This is a genomic window from Burkholderia reimsis, from assembly GCF_003294055.1.
Classification (GTDB): Bacteria; Pseudomonadota; Gammaproteobacteria; order Burkholderiales; family Burkholderiaceae; genus Burkholderia; species Burkholderia cepacia.
Map to the genome: position 1 here is coordinate 81,266 of NZ_QMFZ01000028.1, position 21,863 is coordinate 103,128.

At 66.8% G+C, this 21,863-nt stretch carries 20 protein-coding genes; 8 read left to right on the plus strand and 12 right to left on the minus strand.

The features are described from left to right. Nucleotides 1–40: 40 nt before the first annotated feature. The 4 genes from DPV79_RS28130 to DPV79_RS28145 form a co-directional block, all read right to left on the minus strand. Entirely contained in the window at nt 41–1,174 is a 1,134-nt protein-coding gene (locus DPV79_RS28130) for a hybrid sensor histidine kinase/response regulator (protein WP_113047029.1), read from the minus strand. A gap of 482 nt (nt 1,175–1,656) precedes the next feature. Then, entirely contained in the window at nt 1,657–3,240 is a 1,584-nt protein-coding gene (locus DPV79_RS28135) for a Na+/H+ antiporter (protein ID WP_021157285.1), read from the minus strand. 260 nt (nt 3,241–3,500) lie between these two features. Beyond that, complete coding sequence (locus DPV79_RS28140) at nt 3,501–4,934, minus strand: aldehyde dehydrogenase family protein (RefSeq protein WP_113047030.1); 1,434 nt, start codon at nt 4,932–4,934, stop codon at nt 3,501–3,503. A 28-nt stretch (nt 4,935–4,962) separates the two neighbouring features. Continuing rightward, entirely contained in the window at nt 4,963–6,603 is a 1,641-nt protein-coding gene (locus tag DPV79_RS28145) for an acetolactate synthase large subunit (RefSeq protein ID WP_027790992.1), read from the minus strand. A gap of 360 nt (nt 6,604–6,963) precedes the next feature. On the opposite strand from DPV79_RS28145, the gene DPV79_RS28155 reads away from it, so the two are divergent. Then, complete coding sequence (locus DPV79_RS28155) at nt 6,964–7,281, plus strand: type II toxin-antitoxin system RelE/ParE family toxin (RefSeq protein ID WP_021157289.1); 318 nt, start codon at nt 6,964–6,966, stop codon at nt 7,279–7,281. A 3-nt stretch (nt 7,282–7,284) separates the two neighbouring features. Continuing rightward, nucleotides 7,285–7,584, plus strand: coding sequence for an addiction module antidote protein (locus DPV79_RS28160; RefSeq protein ID WP_021157290.1), 300 nt, complete (start codon nt 7,285–7,287; stop codon nt 7,582–7,584). 56 nt (nt 7,585–7,640) lie between these two features. On the opposite strand, the gene DPV79_RS28165 is transcribed toward DPV79_RS28160, so the two are convergent. The 5 genes from DPV79_RS28165 to andAc form a co-directional block, all read right to left on the minus strand. Further along, the gene (locus DPV79_RS28165; protein ID WP_113047051.1) at nt 7,641–8,927 is read right to left on the minus strand and encodes a DUF445 domain-containing protein; all 1,287 of its coding nucleotides are present in this window, start codon (nt 8,925–8,927) and stop codon (nt 7,641–7,643) included. A 211-nt stretch (nt 8,928–9,138) separates the two neighbouring features. Next, nucleotides 9,139–10,359 (minus strand): anthranilate 1,2-dioxygenase system ferredoxin--NAD(+) reductase, encoded by a 1,221-nt coding sequence (gene andAa, locus DPV79_RS28170; protein WP_113047031.1) that lies wholly within the window; start codon nt 10,357–10,359, stop codon nt 9,139–9,141. Continuing rightward, complete coding sequence (andAb, locus tag DPV79_RS28175; protein WP_006479527.1) at nt 10,349–10,675, minus strand: anthranilate 1,2-dioxygenase ferredoxin subunit AndAb; 327 nt, start codon at nt 10,673–10,675, stop codon at nt 10,349–10,351. Before andAb ends, andAa begins: the two co-directional genes overlap by 11 nt. 20 nt (nt 10,676–10,695) lie before the next feature. Then, nucleotides 10,696–11,181: an anthranilate 1,2-dioxygenase small subunit AndAd gene (gene andAd / locus DPV79_RS28180; RefSeq protein ID WP_034196026.1), complete on the minus strand. Its 486-nt coding sequence runs from the start codon at nt 11,179–11,181 to the stop codon at nt 10,696–10,698. A 17-nt stretch (nt 11,182–11,198) separates the two neighbouring features. Beyond that, nucleotides 11,199–12,470 carry an anthranilate 1,2-dioxygenase large subunit AndAc gene (gene andAc, locus DPV79_RS28185; protein WP_059694307.1) on the minus strand — a complete coding sequence of 424 codons (1,272 nt, stop codon included), beginning with the start codon at nt 12,468–12,470 and terminating at the stop codon, nt 11,199–11,201. Between the two features lie 212 nt (nt 12,471–12,682). Here andAc and andR point away from each other — a divergent pair, with 212 nt between their 5' ends. Beyond that, nucleotides 12,683–13,642, plus strand: coding sequence for an anthranilate 1,2-dioxygenase regulatory protein AndR (gene andR, locus DPV79_RS28190; RefSeq protein WP_021157295.1), 960 nt, complete (start codon nt 12,683–12,685; stop codon nt 13,640–13,642). 202 nt (nt 13,643–13,844) lie between these two features. Here andR and DPV79_RS28195 read toward each other — a convergent pair whose 3' ends face one another. After that, nucleotides 13,845–14,735 carry a LysR family transcriptional regulator gene (locus DPV79_RS28195; RefSeq protein ID WP_021157296.1) on the minus strand — a complete coding sequence of 297 codons (891 nt, stop codon included), beginning with the start codon at nt 14,733–14,735 and terminating at the stop codon, nt 13,845–13,847. Nucleotides 14,736–14,826: 91 nt separating this feature from the next. Here DPV79_RS28195 and DPV79_RS28200 point away from each other — a divergent pair, with 91 nt between their 5' ends. Genes DPV79_RS28200 through catC form a run of 3 tightly spaced genes read left to right on the plus strand, consistent with a single transcriptional unit; the run spans nt 14,827 to nt 17,228 of the window. After that, complete coding sequence (locus DPV79_RS28200) at nt 14,827–15,960, plus strand: muconate/chloromuconate family cycloisomerase (RefSeq protein WP_113047032.1); 1,134 nt, start codon at nt 14,827–14,829, stop codon at nt 15,958–15,960. Nucleotides 15,961–15,991: 31 nt separating this feature from the next. Further along, nucleotides 15,992–16,894, plus strand: a complete 903-nt coding sequence (gene catA / locus DPV79_RS28205) for a catechol 1,2-dioxygenase (RefSeq protein ID WP_042973294.1) — start codon at nt 15,992–15,994, stop codon at nt 16,892–16,894. A 43-nt stretch (nt 16,895–16,937) separates the two neighbouring features. After that, a complete protein-coding gene (catC, locus tag DPV79_RS28210) occupies nt 16,938–17,228 on the plus strand; it encodes a muconolactone Delta-isomerase (RefSeq protein ID WP_021157297.1) in 291 nt (96 codons plus the stop codon). A gap of 209 nt (nt 17,229–17,437) precedes the next feature. On the opposite strand, the gene DPV79_RS28215 is transcribed toward catC, so the two are convergent. Continuing rightward, nucleotides 17,438–18,220 (minus strand): NAD(P)H-dependent oxidoreductase, encoded by a 783-nt coding sequence (locus tag DPV79_RS28215; RefSeq protein ID WP_113047033.1) that lies wholly within the window; start codon nt 18,218–18,220, stop codon nt 17,438–17,440. Nucleotides 18,221–18,306: 86 nt separating this feature from the next. Between DPV79_RS28215 and DPV79_RS28220 the strand changes: the two genes are divergently transcribed. Together DPV79_RS28220 and DPV79_RS28225 are read left to right on the plus strand one after the other, a co-directional pair. Next, complete coding sequence (locus tag DPV79_RS28220; protein ID WP_021157299.1) at nt 18,307–19,200, plus strand: LysR family transcriptional regulator; 894 nt, start codon at nt 18,307–18,309, stop codon at nt 19,198–19,200. Between the two features lie 138 nt (nt 19,201–19,338). Continuing rightward, on the plus strand, nt 19,339–19,749 hold the full coding sequence (locus DPV79_RS28225; protein WP_027790981.1) for a DUF2471 family protein: 411 nt from the start codon (nt 19,339–19,341) through the stop codon (nt 19,747–19,749). Between the two features lie 24 nt (nt 19,750–19,773). Here DPV79_RS28225 and DPV79_RS28230 read toward each other — a convergent pair whose 3' ends face one another. After that, complete coding sequence (locus tag DPV79_RS28230) at nt 19,774–21,807, minus strand: NADPH-dependent 2,4-dienoyl-CoA reductase (RefSeq protein WP_113047034.1); 2,034 nt, start codon at nt 21,805–21,807, stop codon at nt 19,774–19,776. Nucleotides 21,808–21,863: the final 56 nt, after the last annotated feature.

The window sequence follows — 21,863 nt, forward strand, 5'->3', positions numbered from 1 at the left end:
GCTTGCGGGCAGCGCGGCGCCGGCAGGCCGCGCCGCGACATCACCGCTCCGCTTGCGCCGGCAGCCGAAGCGCGACCATGAAGCCGCGCGCCGTATTGCGCATCAGGATCTGGCCGCGATGCCGCGCCGCCGTCGCGCGGACGAACGCGAGCCCGAGGCCGAAGCCGCCGCGCGCCGCGCCATGCGCGGATTCGAGCTGCACGAACGACTCGGTCGCGGCCGTGCGCTGCTCCGGCGCGATTCCCGCGCCGGTATCCTCGACGCCGATCAGCCATGCACCGTCCTCGCCGCTCAGCGTACAGCGCACGTCCGTGCTGGCCGGGCCGTACTTCAGCCCGTTGTCGATCAGGTTCGCGACCGCGCGCGTCAGCATCATGCGGTCGCCCATCGTCACGCACTCGGTATCGGGCACGTGCGCGGTGACCCGGCTGCCGAGCCCGGCCGCCTTCTCCCACAGCTGGTCGACGGCGTCGAGCACGATCTCGTTGAGGTTCACGACCTCGTGCGCGCGGCGCTCGGACCGCGCGCGGGTCAGGTGGATGAAGCCGTCGGCAAGCGCGAGCGCGCGCCGCGCATGGCCGGCAATGCGTTCCATGATCGCAGGCATCTCGCCGTGCTCGGCGCGGTAGACGTCGAGCAGCGCGAGGATCGACGTCTGCGGCGAACGCATGTCGTGCGACAGGAAATCGAGCGCCTCGTCGCGCTGCCGGGACATCAAGTACGAATTCGAGTGATAGCGGATCCGTGCGGCCAGCTCCATCGCGTCGGGGAGCTTCACCAGATAGTCGTTCGCGCCGGCGATGAACGCCTCGCGCTTGACGATCGGCTCCTCCTTCGCGGACAGCACGATGATCGGCACGCGAGCCGTGCCGGCGTCCGCGCGCCACGCGCGGACGAGATCGAGGCCGTCGATCTCCGGCATCACGAGATCCTGCAGGATGACCGTCGGCTTCACGTCGCGCGCGACCGCCATCGCCCGGTGCGCGTCGGTGCACACGTGCAGGTCGATGTCGTGTTCGCTGCGCAGCGCGCGGCGGATCACCTCGCCGACGAACGGTTGATCGTCGACGAGAAGGACCGATAACCCCGATTCAAGACAATCCGAGGCATTATCAACGCTCGATTCTTTCATAAATACAGTTTCAAACGCCGATTCTCCAATCGATTCTTTCATAGGAGTTGTTTATCAGACTTGGACGCTATCTTAATTAGGCGGTTGAAAAAACCGCCCGATTCCGCCGATTTGGCCTGTCGGCATTGGCCTTGCAGGGATCCGGACGCCGATTTCTCCCCGTTGGCGGCCGCATTACCTCCGCATCCTTTCTCTCAATAAACATAACCGGCTGATTCTAAATGAAATTAGAACACAGCATCTATCTCCTTCCGGTTTAGTTTTGCCAAATATGCAGAAAGAGACGGAATCAGTAAAATCAGATCATTTCCGGATTCGAAAGACGATAACGTTTGCGAGACCGGCGCCATAAGGTTTGCATGCGCTGCAAGGCCGGTTGTCCGCCGCATTTGGGGCCGGGTTGAAATGCGCCCAATCGGTGGGCGTGAGGAAGAAAAAAAGCGCGCCGGGCAACGATCTGCCCATGCGCGCTTCCGGTCGCCCGCAACGGCCGCCGGATGACGGGATGACGGCGCCGTGCAGCCCTATCCGCGCGCGTGTTGCGCGGACACTTCCTGCAGGTCGAGGTCGCGTTCGAGCGCGTGCAGCATTTCGTCGTGGATGCGGCCCGAACGGTGCAGGCGCAACAATTCGGCGCGCCCGGCCCTGATCGCGGCCAGCACGACGTCGTAGTGCGCGGTGCGCACTTCCGCCGGGTACGCCGGCTCGTCCTTCGCCCGCTCGGTCAACTCCGCGCGATACGTGTACTGCTCGAGCAGGCGCGGATGGATCACGACCCCGTTCTCGTCGCGCACGAGCGGCTGGATCGCCGCGAGTTGCGCGGCCTCGACGTACGCCCACGTCTGCGGCTCGGTCAGGTGGTGCGCCGCGCGTTCTTCGCGCTGCGGCAGGCGCAGCAGCCGGATCAGCGGCCCGATCGTCGTGCCCTGCAGCAGCACGGTGACGAGGATCACCGCGAACGACGCGACCAGGATCACGTCGCGACCGGGCATCGCCTCGGGCAACGACAGCGCGATCGCCAGCGTGACGACGCCGCGCATCCCGGCCCAGCTCATGATCGTCGCGGCCTTCCAGTCCGGCGCCTCGCCGCGCCGCGCGATCCCGCGCACCGGCCACTTCAGCGCCTCGACCGCGTAGATCCACACGAAGCGCGACACGATCACCGCCGCCAGCACCGCGAACATCGGCGGCACCATCGTGGCGAGCACCTGCTCGAAGCCGCCGAGCCGGTGGATCGCACCGCGCAGCGACAGCCCGATCAACACGAACACCATCGCTTCGAGCAGGAACACGATGACCTGCCAGAACGCGGTGCCGCGCGTGCGCACGGCCGCCGAGAACACCTCGTGCTGATGCCAGCCGACGATCATGCCGGCCGTGACGGTGGCGATCACGCCGGATACCTCGACCATTTCGCCCGCGATATAGGCGATCCAGCCGGTGATCACCGCGACGGTGATCACGAGATAGTCGTCGTCGAGCTGCTTCAGGAACCACACGACGAGCTTGCCGACCACAAAGCCGATCGCCACGCCGCCGAGCCCGAGCTCCGCGAAGCGCACGACCGCGTGCTCGAGGCTGAACGCACCGGTGAGCGCGGCCGCGACCGCGAAGCGGAACAGCACGAGGCCGGCCGCATCGTTCAGCAGGCTCTCGCCTTCGAGCAGCACCATCAGCCGGCGCGGCAGCGCGACGCGCTCGAGCACGGCCTTCGCCGCAACGGCGTCGGGCGGCGACACGATCGCGCCGAGCGCGAAGCACGCGGCCCACGGCAGCGACGGCGCCACCCAGTGCACGGCAAAGCCGACCGCGAACGTCGTGAACACGACCGCGCCGATCGCCAGCAGCAGGATGCCGCCGACGTTGCGCTTGAACTCCTCCCACACCGAGAAGTACGCGCCGTCCATCAGCAGCGGCGGCAGGAACACCAGCAGCACCAGTTCGGGATCGAGATCGATCGGCGGCAGGCCGGGGATGAACGCGATGCCGATGCCGCCGATCAGCAGCGCGGCCGCGGGCGGCAGCCGCAGCCGCTTGGCGAGGCATTCGAGCGCGACAATCGCGAGAAATGACAACAAAACCAGCTTGAATGCCGAGACGGGAGACATGAATCGACCTCGTGAAGAATGAATTCGCGCTTTCCGGCGTCGTACCCCGGTCGGCAGTTTCGCGCGATTACATCACGAGGCGAGTCCCGCAGTCGAGCGCGTTCCGGCAGCCCGCCACGCGACGCGGGCACGATACGGGCACGGCAGGGCTCGGCGGGGCCCGGCGCCGGCCCGCTGCGCGCGACGCCATGAAAAACGGCACGCGGGCCGGCCTTGCGCCCGCCAGCGTGCCGTCGCGGCACCGCGCATCCCGCCCCGCGTTACCGGCGCCGCACGACCATCAGCCGCGGCTCGGTCATGTCCTCGATCGCGTAGCGGATCCCTTCGCGGCCAAGGCCCGAATCCTTCACGCCGCCGTACGGCATGTTGTCGACGCGGAACGACGGCACGTCGTTGATCACGACGCCGCCGACCTCCAGCTCGTCCCACGCGCGCTGCGCATGCGTGAGCGAATCGGTGAACACGCCGGCCTGCAGCCCGAAGTCGCTGTCGTTCACGCGGGCGAGCGCATCGTCGAACCGGTCGAACTTCTCGAGGATCGCGACGGGGCCGAACGCCTCCTTCCGGTACAGGTCCTGTTCATGCCCGACGTTTTCCAGCAGCGTCGCTTCGAACATCGCGCCGTCGACCTTGCCGCCCGCGACGATCTTCGCGCCCGCCGCGACGGCCGCGTCCATCCATCCCGACAGCCGGCGCGATTCGGATTCGGAAATCATCGGGCCGACGAAAGTCGACGGATCCTTCGGATCGCCCATCTTCAGCGAACGCGTCTTTGCGATCAGCTTCTCGCGCAGCGCGTCGTACAGATCGGCATGGACGAGGATCCGCTGCACGCCGATGCAGCTCTGGCCCGACTGGTAGTACGCGCCGAACGCGAGGCGCTCGACCACGTAGTCGAGCCGGTCGCGTTGATCCGCATCGACGATCGCGGCCGCGTTGCCGCCGAGCTCCAGCACGACCTTCTTCTTGCCGGCCTTCTCCTTCAGCGCCCAGCCGACGGCCGGCGACCCCGTGAACGACAACAGCTTGAAACGCTCGTCGGTCGTGAACAGGTCGGCGCCGTCGCGATGCGCGGGCAGCACCGAGAATGCGCCCTTCGGCAAGTCGGTTTCGGCGAGTACCTCGCCGATGATCAGCGCGCCGATCGGCGTGCGGCTCGCGGGCTTCAGCACGAACGGACAGCCGGCCGCAAGCGCGGGCGCGACCTTGTGCGCGGCGAGGTTCAGCGGGAAGTTGAACGGCGAGATGAACGAGCACGGGCCGACCGGCACGCGCTTCGTGTAGCCCGTATAGCCCTGCGCGCGCGCGGAGATCTCGAGGTTGATGATCTCGCCGTCGATGCGCACCGACTCCTCGGACGCTACGCGGAACGTGTCGATCAGCCGCGTCACTTCACCCTTCGAATCGTTGATCGGCTTGCCGGCCTCGATGCACAGCGCCTCGGCCAGCTCGTCGAAGCGCTCGCGAAAACGCGCGACGCAATGGTCGAGCACGGCCTGCCGCTTGTAGGCCGGCAGCTCGCGCATCGGCTTCGCGGCATCGACCGCCGCGGCGATCGCCGCATCGATCGCCTTCGCGTCGGCCAGCGCGACGCGCGTCGCGACCTTGCCGCTGAACTTGTCCGTCACGTCCAGATCGGTGTTCGCGTAGACGGCTTCGTTGGCGAGGTAGTACGGATAGGTTTCCTTCAACATGGAACGACTCCTTCCTGTGAACGGGAATTCAAAGTTGCGCCGACAGGCGCTTGATCTCGCGGTTCAGCACGCGCTCGTTGTCCGAATAGTCGATCGGCACGTCGATCACGTGCACGCCCGGCGTCGAGAAACACTCGCGCAGCAACGGCTCGAGATCGTCCGCCGATTCGACGCGGTGCCCGTGCGCGCCGTAGCTTTGCGCATACGACACGAAATCGGGGTTCTGCAGCGTCATCGCGAAATCGGGGAAATTCATGTTCTCCTGCTTCCAGCGGATCATCCCGAAAGCGTCGTCGCGCAGGATCATCACGACGAGGTCGAGCTTCAGCCGCACCGCCGTTTCGAGCTCCTGCGAATTCATCATGAAGCCGCCGTCGCCGCACACGGCGATCACCTTGCGCTGCGGGTGCACGATCTTCGTCGCGATCGCCGACGGCAGGCCGGCGCCCATCGACGCGAGCGCGTTGTCGAGCAGCAGGGAATTCGGCTCGTGCGCGCGCCAGTAGCGCGCGAACCAGATCTTGTACATCCCGTTGTCGAGACAGACGATGCCGTCGACCGGCAGCGCGTTGTAAAGATCGTTGACGATCCGCACCGGGTACATCGGGAAGCGCGGATCGTGCTGGCCCTTCTCCAGATGGGCGTCGAAATGCGCCTTGATCATCGTGAACCGCGAGAAATCCCAGTGCGGCTGCGGTGCGAGCGCCTCCTTCATCTGCCACACCGCGTTCGCGATGTCGCCGACCACCTCGATCTGCGGGAAGTAGACGGGATCGACCTGCGCGCCGAGGAAGTTCACGTGGATCACGGTCTTGTCGTCGGTACGCATGAAGAACGGCGGCTTCTCGATCACGTCGTGGCCGACGTTGATGATGCAGTCCGCATGCTCGATCGCGCGGTGGACGAAATCGCCGTCGGACAGCGTCGCGTTGCCGAGCCACAGCGGGTGCGTCTCGTCGATCACGCCCTTGCCCATCTGCGTCGTGAAGAACGGGATGCCCGTCTTGTCGACGAATTCGAGCAGCATCTTGCAGGTGGTCTTGCGGTTGCCGCCCGCACCGATCATCAGCAGCGGATGGCGCGCGGCCTGGATCGCGTCGACCGCATGCGCGATCGCCTTTTCCTCCGCCACCGGCCGCCGGCTGTAGCTGCGCGGGATCGGCTTGCCGTCGCCCTCCTCGTGCGCGATGTCTTCCGGCAGCTCGAGGTGCGCGGCGCCCGGACGCTCCTCCTCCGCGCGGCGGAACGCCTCGCGCACGGCCGACGGGATGTTGCCGATCGACACGATCTGCCGCGTGAACTTCGTGAGCGGCTGCATCATGTCGACCACATCGACGATCTGGAAGTGGCCCTGCTTGCTGGACTTGATCGGCTTCTGCCCGGTGATCATCAGCATCGGCATCCCGCCGAGCTGCGCATACGCGGCGGCCGTCACGAAGTTGGTCGCGCCGGGCCCGAGCGTGGCGATACACACGCCGGTACGGCCCGTCAGGCGGCCGTAGGTGGCGGCCATGAACCCGGCCGCCTGCTCGTGCCGGGTCAGCACGAGCTTGATCTTCGATCGCCGCAGCGATTCGAGCAGATCGAGGTTTTCTTCGCCGGGAATGCCGAACACGTACTCGACGCCTTCGGCTTCCAGCGCCTTCACGAACAGATCCGATGCTTTCATGGGGGACTCTCGGTTGATGCCGCCTGCCCGGCCTACGGACACGCAGCGTTCAGAACGCGCGCCGGCCTACGGCACGCGGACGCTTTACCTACTGGACACAAACCACGGCACTGCCCGCCGCGCAACGAGCGATGCGCGGCGGCGCCTCCGGATAGCGGAGGACAAACGGATCCGCCCGCGCGCGGCAAGCGCGCACGGGCGGCAAAGACGTGATTGATTGTAGACGGATTCGCAGAACTCCGACTTCGGCCGAATGGCCATTTGGCACGCAAACGAAGCGGGCAGGCCTAATGTAGCGGCTACCGAATAGCCCGACCCAACCCGACCCATCTGTGAACCATGGTTGACATACCGCAATCAATGCCCTACAGTGCGCCTACGTTCAGCATCCGGACCACCGACGTCTTCGACGCATGGTTTGCCGGCCTGCGGGATCGCGTCGCGAAGCGCCGCATCCAGGCACGCATCGACCGCCTGTCGATGGGCAATCCGGGCGACTGGAAATCCGCGGGCTCGCCGGTCGTCGAAATGCGGATCGACCACGGCCCCGGCTATCGCGTCTACTACGTCCGGCGCGGAACGATCTGGGTCATCCTGCTCTGCGGCGGCGATAAATCGACGCAACAGGCCGACATACGCGCCGCGCACGCGATGCTCGCGCACCTCGACATGGAGTAATCGATGGACAAGATCAGCACCCGGCCGTGGGATTCGGCCGACCATCTGAAGACCGAAGACGACATGGCCGACTACTTCGAAGCGTGCCTGCAGGAAGCCGGCGACGATCCGGCCTTCATCGCGCACGCACTCGGCGTGATCGCACGCGCACGCGGCATGTCGCAGGTCGCGCGCGACGCGGGCCTGTCGCGCGAAGGGCTGTACAAGGCGCTGTCGCACGACGGCAACCCCAGCTTCGGCACCATCCTGAAGGTCATCAAGGCGCTCGGCCTGCAACTGCACGGCGCAAAAGCGCACGCATGACGCACGGGCGCGGCCCGTCGCTCCCTCCGCGCCCTCCCGCGATACCCGTGGCCGCGTCAGTGCAGCCAGCCGGCCGCCCAGCGCGGCACCAGCGACACCAGATACAACCCGAGCCCGATCAGCCCGCCGACCAGCGTGCCGTTGATGCGGATGTATTGCAGGTCCTTGCCGATGTTCAGCTCGATCTGCCGCGACATCTCGCGCGCATCCCAGTTGCGCACCGTGTCGCGGATATGACGCATCAGGAAATCCGCGAAATCCGGCGCCATCTCGTGCACCGCCTTCTCGACATGCTCGTTCAGCGACGCGCGCAATGCCGGACTCTCCGCCAGCCGCGCGCCGAGCCAGCCGCCGAGCGTCGCGGCCTGCCGATGCAGCGCCGAATCGGGGCGCGCGAGATCGGCCTTCAGCCACGCGCGCAACTGATCCCACAAGTCGCGGACATACTCGTTGAACGCGGCGCCGTCGCGAACGTAACGCTTGATCTCCTCGCCCTTCGCGATGAACGCGGGATCGTGCTTCAACCGCTCGGTCAGCCGCACGACCGTCCGGTCGAAGCGCTGCCGCAGCTCGTGCTCGGGGTCCGCCGCCACGCCTTCCAGCACGCGGCTCACCGCGCTCGCGAGCATCCGCGCGCCGTTCTCGCCGAACCACTGCGTCGGCATGATCTTCTCGACCTTCGGGTACTGCGTCTTCAGCCATTCGACGATGACGCCCGCGATCACCTCGCGGTTTTCTTCCTTGTCGAGCACGTCGACCACCTGTTCGATCGCGTCGTCGAGCAGCACCTGGTGGCGGCCGTCCTTCGTCAGCGTGTCGAGGATCGCGCCGGCCGATTGCGACAGGTCGACCCGGTCGATCACCGCGCGAAACGCATCGTGGATAAACGACTGGATCCGCGCGTCGTCGGTCATGTCGAGCGCGAAACTCATCAGCTTCGTCACGTAGCCGCCGAGCGCGTCAGTGTTTGCCGGCTCGCCGAGCCACGCGCCGAGTTTCTGCGCGGGATCGTGCTGGCGGATCTGCGCGGCGAGCGCGTCGGGGCCGAGGAACTTCTCGCGCACGAACACCGCGAGGTTGTCGGCGATCTTGTCCTTGTTCTTCGGAATGATCTCGGTATGACGCGACACGAACGGGATCGGCACACGGCGGAACAGGGCGACGACCGCGAACCAGTCGGCGAGCGCGCCGACCATCGCGGCTTCGGCCACGGCCTTGAAGCCGTCGACCCACGGGCCACGCGGCAGCAGGATCGTCGCGACGAACACCGCGACGGCGGCCAGCAGCAGCCACAGCGCGCGGCGCTTGCTGCGTTTCAGTTCGAGGGCTTTGTCTGGCGTCATGGCGGCAGGCGAATCGGCGATGCCGCTAATATCCCCGATTTCGCACCGGCCGACAAACGCGCGGCATGAAACGCGACGGCCCCGCGCGACCGCCACCGGGCATGACGTCACCCGCCACGTCGTGCGATCGTCCGGCAAGCGCGCGGCCGGCGACGTCGTCGCCGACGCCATCCGTCCACCGCGCCCGCCATACTCGCCGCGCCTGCCGCCGTTACAGGAACGTCTTCAAATTCACCGTCGGATCGGCGAGCTTCACCGGATCGGGCACTGCCCCGGCCGCGATCAGCCGGCGCGATGCGCCGATGTCGCGCCCCTGGTTCGCCGCGGCCACCGCGACGATCCTGCCGTCGTCCCCCAGCCCGAACACCGTGAACGGCCCGTTCGCCGGATCGCCGCGCACGACGATCGTGCGTTCGCTGCCGAACAACCCGAGCATCTGCAGGTTGCAGTCGTACTGATCGGACCACAACCACGGCAGCTCGGCATAGGTTTCGTCGGCACCGAGCAGGTTCGCCGCCGCGACGGCCGGCTGGTTTTCGGCCACCTGCCACGATTCGATCCGCACGTGACGCCCGAGCAACGGATTGAAGTGCATCGTCACCTCGCCCGCCGCGAAGATCGCGGGATCGACCGTACGGCAGCCCGCGTCGACGCGTATCCCGTTGTCGACATCGAGCCCCGCTGCCTGCGCGAGCTCGACATTCGGCACCACCCCGATGCCGACCACGACGAGATCGGCCGGCACGTCGCCACGATCGGTCTCGACGATCGCGCCGCCGCCCGGCGCGCGACGGATCGCGCGCGGCAGCGTCGCCATCCGGAAGACCACGCCGCGTGCGTCGTGCAGCCGATGCGCATACGCGCCGACGACTTCCGGCAACGCGCGTTGCAGCAGGCGCGGCGCCGGATCGATCACCGTCACGTCGCAACCGAGCTGGCGCGCCGCCGCCGCGACCTCGAGGCCGATGAAACCGCCCCCGAGCACCGCCACGCGGCGCCCCGGCGCGAGCTGCGCGCGCAACGCACGCGCATCGTCGACCGTGCGGACGTAATGCGGCGTGACGCCTTCGTCGATCTCACCGCCAAACGTGCGCACCCGCGAGCCCGTGGCCAGCACGAGCCGCGCATAAGGCAGCGTCGTGCCGTCGTCGAGCCGCACGCGCAACGCATCGCGCTCGATCGCCTCGACGCGCGTGCCGAGCCGCAGCTCGATGCGCTGCGCGTCGTACCACGCGGCATCGCGCACGAACGCACGCTGCTCGCCACCCTCGCTCAGCAGCGCATCCTTCGACAGCGCGGGCCGGTCGTACGGCAGCTCGCGTTCCGCGCCGATCATCACGATGCGCGTCGCGGCGTCGCGCTCGCGCACCGCTTCGGCCGTGCGCCGTGCCGCATGGCCGGCGCCGACGATCACGAACGGATCAGCCGACATTGACTTCCACCTGCCCGTCGACGATCCGGATCGGATAGGTGCGCACCGGCTCCGTGATCGGCGCGCATTTCGGCGCGCCCGTGCGAATGTCGATCAGCCCCTGGTGCAGCGGGCATTCGACGCAGCCGTCTTCCACATAACCCTCGGACAGCCGCGCATGGCCGTGCGTGCAGAGATCGTGCATCGCGAACAGTTCGTCGCCGATCCGGAACACGGCGATCGGCTTCTGGCCGGCGACGCGCGCCGCCGGTTCGTCTTCGGAGAATTCGTCGAAAGCGCCGAGCGGATGCCACTCGGCGAGCGTTGCTTCAGTCATGACTATTCCTTGCTTCCGTATCAGATCGGGGTCGCGAGCAGCGTCTGCACGCGCGACGTGTCGTAGATCACCCGCTTGGTCTTGTAGCGCAGCCCGTCCGGCGTGCGCACGACCGTGTCGTAGTACTTGCCGGCCTGGTACACGTTCGACTCGCCGTTGCTGCGCGTCTGCACGACGACGTAGTTGCTCTCGGTGTCGATCTCGCCGTCACGTTCCGCGACGATCGTCAGGCCCGACGTCATGTGCCGGTACGTATGCTCTTCGTAGATGTTCGCGTGCCGCAGCGACACCACGCGGTCGCGCAGCATCCGCTGGTTCGTGCAGTGGACGATCCCGACCGGCAGCCCGAGGTCGGCGTTCTCCTTCGGCACGATTTCATACGTGCAGTCCTCGGTGAACATCGTCGGCCACTCCTCGAGCCGGTTGTTGTCGAGATGCCCGATATAGCGGTTCTGGAGCATGTAAATCTCGAACCACGTCTTCATGTCTTCCGTCAGGTTTTCCATCGTTCCGCGCTCCCGCTTCAATAGCCCATCAGCTTCTGGTAGCCGACCCAGAACTTGCGGATCAGGCTTTCGGTGATCACCGTGTCCTGCTGGTCCGGATTGCCGCGCGACATCTCGATCACCGACGTCGCGTCGCCGTCGCGCACCGTGCCGCGCTGCACGAGCTCGGTCGCCTCCGTGTCCTCCATCGAGATATAGCCGGCCGGCCCGACGAGGTTCGCCTGCTTGATGCGCAGCGCGCGCAGCTCGGGCGTATCGTCCGCGTAGCCGAAGAAGTGGAAGATCAGCTCGAAGTTGTCGGGGCCCTTCGGCAGGATCTGGCGTGCGACCAGCGTGTTGTGGATCTGCTGGATCACGAGCTGCGGGAAGATCGGCTGGATATGGTTCGTGCAGTCCTCGTCGTATTCCGACACGAGATCGAGAATCGATTCGTCTTCCAGATGGAAACCTTCGTCGAACGAGCGAATGTTCTGCTGCTTGTACGCGGCCGACGTATCGTCGCCCGTCTTCGTCACCGTGATGATGCTGTGCAGCCCGTGGTTCGCATCCGGAATCGAGCGCGCCTTCATCCCGACGCGGAAGATGTTGAAGGTCGTATGGAACAGGTGCAGCATGCTCGCGTGATACGGGTCCTTCACGTTCTCCATGTACAGCTTCCAGTTCGACTTCGAATACTGGCGCGTACAGCCGAGATACTCGATCGGCTTGTGGAAAATCCGGTCGATCCACGGGCGCATCTGCTCGCCGAGGTAGTCGGGCAGCGGCATCACGTCATCGCTGAAGGTGGCGAACACGAGCCCGCGATAGCTGTCGACACGCAGCTTGCGCAGCCCGTGCTGCTTCGGGTCGAAGTCGGCCGGCATCCCGGACATCCCCTTCTGGCCGCGCCGGAACGGCACGCCCAGCAGGTTGCCCGCGTTGTCGAAGCTCCACTGGTGATACACGCACGTGTGCGAGCTCGCGTTGCCGCGCGACTTGCGGCACACCTGCGCGCCACGGTGCGCGCAGCGGTTCACCCACGCGGAAAGCGCGCCGTCCTCCGTGCGCGTGACGACCACCGGCGTATCGCCGACGAACGTGCTCTTGAAATCGCCGGCGTTCGGGATTTCCGCTTCCAGCGCGACGAAGTTCCACGTCGGGCCGCGAAAGATGCGTTCCTGCTCGCGTTCGTAGACGGCCTGCGAGCTGAACACCTTGTACGGCACGCGCGAGCCGTCGTCGTGCGGAAAGCTCACGTCGGACGCGTCGTCGCGCGAGGCGAACACGACGGGCGATTCTGTCTGCTCCATGTCGGACTCCTTGTGGTTCCGTTCGTTAACAAGATGGAGTCCATTTTTGAAAGGCTAATATTCCCCGTCTATCCGGAAAGTGCGATTGCGGCGGCGCAATATCCACTTTCGGCGGATTTCTGAGCTAGCATGACGGCACACACGACCCTGCGCACGATCGCGACCCATTCATCGGATCGAAGCGCGCGTCGCTCATACAAAGGCTGAGGCCCATGTCCCCAACGTCGTTCGAGCCGCTCGCGCTGCGCGCGCACCGGCTGTTCGAATCCCGCGATCTCGACGAGACGCGCGAGCGGATCTCGCGCGTGATGCAGCCGCATGCGCTGCTGCCGACCGGCCGCACGCATGGCGCGTCGCACATGGATTTCGTCAGGCTCGGCGGGCTCGGGATCGGCACGATCGCATTCGGCGACGCGATGCGCGTGCAGGTCGACGCGGTCGATGGCTACTACCTGCTGATGTTCTGCCTGTCCGGCCAGGCCGAGGTGCGCGCGATGGGGCGGCAGCTCGGCGTCGACGGCCAGACCGGCGTGCTGTGCGCGCCCGGCGAGCGCTTCGACGCGGTGCTGTCGGCCGATTGCGAGCAATTCGTGCTGCGCATCGACGCGGCGACGGTCGGCTCGCTGACGGGCGACCCGCGCGCGACGCTCGACCCGGTGCTGCACGTCAGCGACGCCGCGCTCGCCGCGTGGCGCCAGCAACTGATGCTCGTCGCACGCTCGCCCGAGCTGCTCGAGCGCGCGAACGCGAACCCGCGCGTCGCGTCGCAGCTCGAGCACCTGCTGATCGACCTGCTGATCGAAGGCCACCCGCCGTCCGTGCTGCACGCCTCGCACCGCGACCCGGCGCCGGGCTTCGTGCGGCGCGCGCAGGAGTTCGTGAACGCGCACTACGCGCAGCCGCTGCAACTCGCCGATATCGTCCAGGCCGCCAACGTGCCGGAACGGACGCTGCGCGACGCGTTCCTGCAGTTCCGGGGCATGAGCCCGATGCAATACCTGCGCGCGACGCGGCTCGACCATGCGCGCGAACTGCTGCGCGGCGCGGCGTCCGACCGGCGGATCGCCGATGTCGCGCTCGATTGCGGGTTTACACACCTTGGCCGGTTCGCGATCGCGTATCGGGAAAAGTTTGGCGAATCGCCGTCGGAAACGCTCGACGTGAAGCGATAGCGGCGTGCACGCTGGCGCGGCCCGTGGCTTGTGGCTTGTGGCTTGTGGCTTATGGCTTATGGCTTATGGCTTATGGCCTGCGACCCGCAAAACCGGCGCGGCACTTGCATCGACGCGCGTGACATTACGACACCCCCTCCGCATCCACCGGCGCCCGCCGAAACAGACCGTTAGTTGCAATGCCTGAAAGCGGCGATGCTCGTCAGGCCGACGCCCCGATCATCTCCCGCGCAATCGCGCAGAACGCGGCCGTGGCGGCGCTTTCGCCGTGCAGCCGGCGGCTCATGATGATCGGCGACGTCGCGGCCGGCTCCGGCAACCGCCGGTAAACCACGCCCTTCACGCGCACGCCCTCCACGCTCTCCGGCACCAGCGACACGCCGACCTGCGCGGCCACGAGCCCGAGCGCCGTCTGCAGCTCGCGCACCTCGTGCACGGCCGCCGGCACCAGCGCGCCGTCGCGCAGCGCCGACAGCTGCTGATCGGCGAAGCTCGGCCGCGGCGTGCTCGGATAGACGATCAGCGTCTCGTTCGCGATATCCGCGAGCGCGAGCGGCCGATCGGGATCGGCGAGCGGATGCCCGACCGGCAGCGCGGCGATCAGCTTTTCCTCGATCAGCGCCTCGCGCACCAGCTGGTCGTCGTCGAACCGCAGGCGGCCGAACCCGACGTCGATCCGCCCGCCCTTCAGCGCGCCGAGCTGCTCCAGCGTGAACATTTCGATCAGCGACAGTTCGACGTCCGGCTGCGCCTCGCGAAACGCGCGGATCACGTCCGGCAGCGCGCCGTACAGCGTCGACGGCACGAAACCGATCACGATCCGCTCCGACAGCTGCGCGAGCCGCCGCGTCAGCGGGCCGAGCTCGTCGGCCTGGTCGACGAGGCGTTTCGCCTGCGCATAGAACACGCGCCCCGCATCCGTCAGTTTCAGCGGCCGCGCGCCGCGCTCGAACAGCGGCAGCCCGATCTCGTCCTCGATCGCCTGGAGCTGGCGGCTCAGCGGCGGCTGCGTCATGTGCAACCGCTCGGCCGCCCGCGTGATGTTCATTTCCTCGGCGACGGCGATGAAGTAGCGGAGCTGGCGCAATTCCATTTCATGCCTCAAAGGTATGGAAGTAGTCGGAAAGAGTGTTGGACGACGCGGGGCGGGAATTCCTACCATGTGCACCAACAGGAGGAATCGCATGATAGCAACTGCCGCCACCATCGAACGCATCGAGACTTTGCTGGTCGACGTGCCGACGATCCGGCCCCACAAATTGTCGGTCGCCACGATGAATTGCCAGACCCTCGTGCTGGTCCGTGTTCGATGCACGGACGGTATCGAAGGCGTCGGCGAGGCGACGACCATCGGCGGCCTCGCCTACGGCGAGGAGAGCCCCGAAAGCATCAAGGTCAACATCGACACCTACTTCGCGCCGCTGCTGCAGGGCATGGACGCGACCCGCCCGGGCGCCGCGATGGCGCGCGCCCGCAAGCTGTTCCAGGGCAACCGCTTCGCGAAGTGCGCGATCGAGACCGCGCTGTTCGACGCGCAGGCGCGCCGCCTCGGCGTGCCGCTGTCGGAACTGTTCGGCGGCCGCCGGGCCGACGCGGTGGACGTCGCCTGGACGCTCGCGAGCGGCGACACGCAGCGCGACATCGCGGAAGCCGAAGCGATGCTCGACGCGCGCCGCCACCGCGCGTTCAAGCTGAAGATCGGCTCGAACGCGGTCGCCAGCGACGTCGCACACGTCGTCGCGATCAAGCGCGCGCTCGGCGAGCGCGGCGACGTGCGGGTCGACGTGAACCAGGCATGGAGCGAAACCGACGCGATCTGGGCCGGCGCACGGCTCGCGGAAGCGGGCGTGAGCCTCGTCGAGCAGCCGATCGCCGCGACCAACCGCGCGGGGCTGAAACGCCTCACGCAGCTCGCGCAGGTGCCGATCATGGCCGACGAGACGCTGCACGGCCCCGTCGATGCGTTCGCGCTCGCGCAGGATCGCGCGGCCGACGTGTTCGCGGTGAAGATCGCGCAATCGGGCGGCCTGCAGGGCGCGGCGAGCGTCGCGTCGATCGCGGCGGCGGCCGGCATCGAACTGTACGGCGGCACGATGCTCGAGGGCGCGGCCGGCACGATGGCGTCCGCGCAACTGTTCAGCACGTTCGACTCGCTGAAATGGGGCACCGAGCTGTTCGGCCCACTGCTGCTCACCGAGGAAATCCTCGTCGAGCCGCTGCGCTACGAGGATTTCAAGCTGCACCTGCCGGCGACGCCCGGCCTCGGCATCACCTTCGACTGGGCCCGCATCGAACGCATGAAGCGCGACGCCCGCTGACCCCACACGACAACCGAAACCGGAGACACACATGGACAAGCAAGCCATCGACGCCCTGCTGAAAACGTTCGACGACGCCGCGGAGAAGCCCGGCAACCCGCGCGTGCGCGCGATCGTCAACCGGATCGTGAAGGACATCTGCTACACGATCGAGGATTTCGACGTGCAGCCGAGCGAATTCTGGACGGCGCTCAACTACCTGAACGAAGCCGGTCGGGAATTCGGGCTGATCGCCGCGGGCCTCGGCCTCGAGCGCTTCCTCGACGTGCGGATGGACGAGGCCGAAGCAAAGGCCGGCATCGAGGGCGGCACGCCGCGCACGATCGAGGGGCCGCTGTACGTTGCCGGCGCGCCGGAATCGGTCGGCCATGCGCGCCTCGACGACGGCACCGATCCGGGCCAGACGCTCGTGATGCGCGGCCAGGTGCTCGGCAAGGACGGCGCGCCGATCGCGAACGCGCTCGTCGAGGTGTGGCATGCGAACCATCTCGGCAACTACTCGTACTTCGATCAATCGCAGCCCGCGTTCAACCTGCGCCGTTCGATCCGCACCGACGCGGAAGGCCGCTACAGTTTCCGCAGCGTGCTGCCGGTCGGCTACAGCGTGCCGCCGGGCAGCAAGACCGAGCAGTTGCTCGACCAGCTCGGCCGCCATGGCCATCGTCCCGCGCACATTCACTTCTTCGTTTCGGCGGACGGTTATCGTAAGCTGACGACGCAGATCAACATCGAAGGCGATCCGCACATCTGGGACGACTTCGCATTCGCGACCCGCGAAGGGCTGATCCCGAAGATCAAGCAGGCCGAAGGCGCGGAAGGCAAGCCGTACGGCGTCGACGGGCAGTTCGCGCTGATCGACTTCGATTTCTCGCTGCTCAAGGAAAAGCAGGACGTGCCGGCAAGCGAAGTCGAGCGAGCCCGCGCGCAGGCGTGAGCGGCCTTCCCGTTCGACGAATCGACAACGCAAGGAGTGCAGGATGCTGTTTCATGTGGAAATGACCGTCCGTCTGCCGACGGACATGGATCCGGTCAAGGCGGCCACGCTGAAGGCGGAAGAAAAGGCGATGTGCCAGCGGCTGATGAACGAAGGTATCTGGCGTCATCTGTGGCGGATCGCCGGGCAGTATGCGAACGTCAGCATCTTCGACGTCGAAAGCGTGCAGCAACTGCATGACCTGCTGAGCCAGTTGCCGCTGTTCCCGTATATGGAGATGGAAGTGCGCGCGCTGTGCCGGCATCCGTCTTCGGTGCGGGAAGACGATCGGTAAGCAGGCGATCGAGTTCCGACAAGACGGGCGGCCCGCGATTGCATCGCGGGCCGCCCGTTTCGTTTCGCCATCCGCCGGGGTGGATCGGGTTGCCACGCGGCCGGCTTCCGCTCATCCGTCGCGCCGATCTCCGGAAACGGCTCGATTCGCGCGCTGGTGTCGATATGCCCGCGCGCCGCTTTCCCGAGCGGGCCCGCCATGCGTCATCACTACGCGTGCGCCAGATGCGCGGCAAACCCCACCGTCCCCGGCACGATCTCCTCCTTCAGCGTCAACGCCGGAATCTCGTAATCGCCCGCGTTCTGTCGCCGGAACGGAATCGGCTGCGCGGTCCACAACGCATCGAGACGCTTGCCGAGCGCCGCACGCGTTTCGTCGAAGCGCGCGTCGTTCATCTTGCCCGTCCGGTAGATCACGAACGGCGGCAGCACGTCGAACCCCGGGTAATACAGGATCCCGTGCTGGATCGGAAACAGCACGTCGTCGATCGGCCCGTTGATACCGCGCGGGCTGTAGTGCGATTCCCACCCGCCTGCCGTGACGATCAGCATCGCCCGCTTGCCGGCCAGCGACCCTTCGCCGTAGCGGTTGCCCCAGCGCGTCTCCGAATGCTCGCCGACGCCATACGCAAAACCGTACGCATACACACGCTCGACCCAGCCCTTCATGATTGCCGGCATCGAGAACCACCACAACGGAAACTGCAGGATCACCGCGTCGGCCCACTTCAGCTTCTCCTGCTCGCGCGCGATATCTTCACTTTGCGTGCCGGCCGCGAATGCGTGCTTCGAGTCGAGCGACGGATCGAACCGCGCGTCGGGTGCACGACCGGTCACGTCGTTCGCGTCGAACGCCGCCTTCCAGTTCATTGCATACAGATCCGTCACCTGCACCGCGTGGCCGGCCGCTTCGAGATGCTCGACGGCAAAGTCGCGCAGCGCGCCGTTCAGCGAACGCGGTTCGGGATGGGCATAAACGATCAGCACATTCATGTTCGTCACTCCTTTGATTGAACGACTACAGGATGCCGCCGCCGAAGGTATATTTGAAATGAATTCCTGATATTCCAGGTATAGCCATGAATAATCTCAGACGACTCGACCTGAACCTGCTCGTCACGCTGGACGTGCTGCTTGCCGAGCACAACGTCACGCGCGCGGCCGAGAAGCTGAACATGTCGCAGCCGTCGGTGAGCGTGCAGCTGCAAAAACTGCGCGACCTGTTCGGCGATCCGCTGCTGTTGCCGGGGCCGCGCGGGATGCGGCCGACCGCACGCGCGGAAACGCTGCGCGAGCCGTTGCGCGATGCGCTCGAAGCCGTCGAGCGCGCGGTGGTTCCGGCCACACCGTTCGATCCGGCGACCGCGACCAACACGTGGCGCGTGGCCGCGACCGACTACGGCGAATCGACGATCGTGCTGCCCGCGCTGCACACGCTGCGCTCGGCCGCGCCCGGTACGCGGCTCGCCGTCGTCGAACTCGCGCCGCCGCGCATCGAGCAGGATGCCGAACGAAACGGCATCGACCTCGCCTTTCATACGACGGAAGGGTCGCCGGCCGGCATGCGGCGCCTGCCGCTGTTCGTCGAGCGTTATGTGCTCATCGGCCGCGCCGGGCATCCGAAGCTGAAGCGGCGCCCCACGCTCGCGCAGTTCGGCACGCTCGAACACGTGATCGTGTCGCCCGATGGCGGCGGCTTCTTCGGCGTGACGGACGAAGCGCTCGCAAAGGTCGGTGCCGTGCGGCGCGTCGTGCTGTCCGTGCCGCACTTCCTGTTCGTGATGTCGGCGGTCGCGAGCACCGATCTCGTCGCGATGCTGCCCGAGCGACTGGTGCGCGACGTGCCTGCGCTGCGTGTGGTGGACGCACCGGTCGAGGTGCCCGGCTATGAAATGTCGATGCTGTGGCACGAGCGCGTGCATCGCGATCCGGCGCATCGGTGGCTGCGGGAGACCATCGCGGCGGCGGTCTGACACGGCCCGGTTGCCGGACGGCTGCCATCTGCTGTCATCGGGGGCTTGAAAGTGCGCCGATCACTGTATATATTTACAGTGTTTCTGCGTCATTTGACCCGAATTCCGTCCCCCGAGACGGTCTTTAGTGAGGCGACCATGTTCCAGTCATCCGCATTCGATCCCGAGCAACCCGGCTTCAATCCCGTCCACTTCGAGCGCGCCGCGCGGCAGGCGGTCGTCGATCTTCAGCGTGTCGTCGGCGGCCCCGCGCAGCGGGCGCTCGGCTTGCGGCGCCGCAGCCATCCGGCCGCCGTCCGCACGATGAGCTGGCAGGCGCTGCTGAATGTCGAGGAGCTGGCGTTCTCGAACTCCGGCTTCCTGAACCGCAACGATCCGACGGTCGTCGACGCCTTCATCCGGCTGCGCGACAGCCGGATGGTCGCCGCGGACGTCGAGGAAGCCGTCGACTGGAAGCGCGACGACGACGATTTGCCCGCCGTTTATCTGATCGTCAAGGCGATGCTCGAAGCGGAAGAGCGCGAGACCCAACACGCCGAAATGGAGTGACGGCGGCGACGCGCGGCCGTCCCGTTACAGCCGCGCCGCGAGGCGCGCACCCTGATCGATCGCGCGCTTCGCGTCGAGTTCGGCGGCCAGTTCCGCGCCGCCGATCAGGTGCACGGAACGCCCGGCCGCCTGCAACGGCGCGAGCAACGCGCGCTGCGGCTCCTGCCCCGTGCAGAGCACGATCGTGTCGGCTTCGATCAGCTCGTGATCGGTGCGCTGCTCGCCGTACGACACGTGCAGCCCGCGCGCATCGATCAATTCGTAGTTCACGCCGCCGATCATCTTCACCTGCTTCATCTTCAGCGTCGCGCGGTGAATCCAGCCGGTCGTCTTGCCGAGCCCCTTGCCGAGCGGCGCGGCCTTGCGCTGCAGCAGCGTCACTTCACGCGCGGGCGGCGTGACCTGCGCACGCGTCACGCCGCCACGCGTCGCGGCCGGGTCGGTCACGCCCCACTCGGCCTTCCACTCGTCCAGATCGAGCGCCGGCGATTCGCCGTCCTGCACCAGGTACTCGGCGACATCGAAGCCGATCCCGCCCGCGCCGACCACCGCGACACGCCGGCCGACCGGCCGCCTGCCCGCGAGCACGTCGATGTAGCTGAGCACGTTCGGCCCGTCCTGCCCCGGAATCTTCGGGTCGCGGGGCGCGACGCCCGTTGCGAGCACGATTTCGTCGTAGCCGCCCGCGATCAGGTCGCTTGCGTCGACACGGCGGTTCAGGTGCAGGTTCACGCCGGTCAGCTCGACCTGGCGGCCGAAGTAGCTCAGCGCTTCGTGAAACTCCTCCTTGCCCGGAATCCGCTTGGCCATGTTGAACTGGCCGCCGATCTCGGCCGCGCCGTCGAACAGGTCGACCCGATGGCCGCGCTGCGCGAGCACGGTCGAGCACGCGAGCCCGGCCGGCCCCGCGCCCACCACCGCGATGCGCTTCGGCTGCGATGCGGGCGTGTATTTCAGCTCCGTCTCGTGGCACGCGCGCGGATTCAGCAGGCACGACGCAATCTTGTTCTTGAACGCGTGATCGAGACACGCCTGGTTGCAGCCGATACAGGTGTTGATCTCGTCGGCACGGCCCTGTGCGGCCTTGACCACGAACTCGGCATCCGCGAGCAGCGGGCGGGCCATCGACACCATGTCCGCGCAGCCGTCCGCGAGGATCTGCTCGGCCACTTCGGGGCGATTGATCCGGTTGGTGGTCACGAGCGGAATGCCGACCTCGCCTTTCATCTTCTTCGTCACCCACGCGAACGCGCCGCGCGGCACCGACGTCGCGATCGTCGGCACGCGCGCCTCGTGCCAGCCGATCCCCGTGTTGATGATCGTCGCGCCCGCGCGCTCGACGGCCTTCGCGAGCTGCACGGTTTCGCTCCAGTCGCTGCCGTCCGGAATCAGGTCGAGCATCGACAGCCGGTAGATCAGGATGAAATCGCGGCCGACCGCTTCGCGTGTGCGTTCGATGATCTCGATCGGCAGCCGGATGCGGTTCTCGTACGACCCGCCCCACTGGTCGGTGCGCTTGTTCGTATGCATCGAGATGAACTGGTTGATCAGGTAGCCTTCGGAGCCCATGATCTCGACGCCGTCGTAACCGGCTTCACGCGCGAGCTTCGCGCAACGGACGAACGCGCGGATCTGCCGCTCGACCCCGCGCGCGCTCAGCTCGTGCGGCGCGAACGGCGAAATCGGCGACTTGATCTTCGACGGCGCGACCGCGAACGGGTGATAACCGTAGCGGCCCGTATGGAGGATCTGCAGCGCGATCTTGCCGTCCTCCGCATGCACGGCGCCGGTGATCTCGCGATGGCGCCGCGCGGCGGCCGACGTCATCAGCATGCCGCCGAACGGCTTGGTCCAGCCGGCCACGTTCGGCGCGAAACCGCCCGTCACGATCAGGCCCACGCCGCCGCGCGCGCGTTCGGCGAAATATTCGGCGAGCCGCGGCAGCGTCTTGCGGCTGTCCTCGAGGCCCGTGTGCATCGAGCCCATCAAGACGCGGTTCTTCAGCGTCGTGAAACCGAGATCGAGCGGCGCGAGCAGGTGGGGAAAGGGTGTCGTCATGATGATCGTGCCAGTAAGCGATGCGTGACATCGTAGGCGCGCGCCGCCTTGAACGT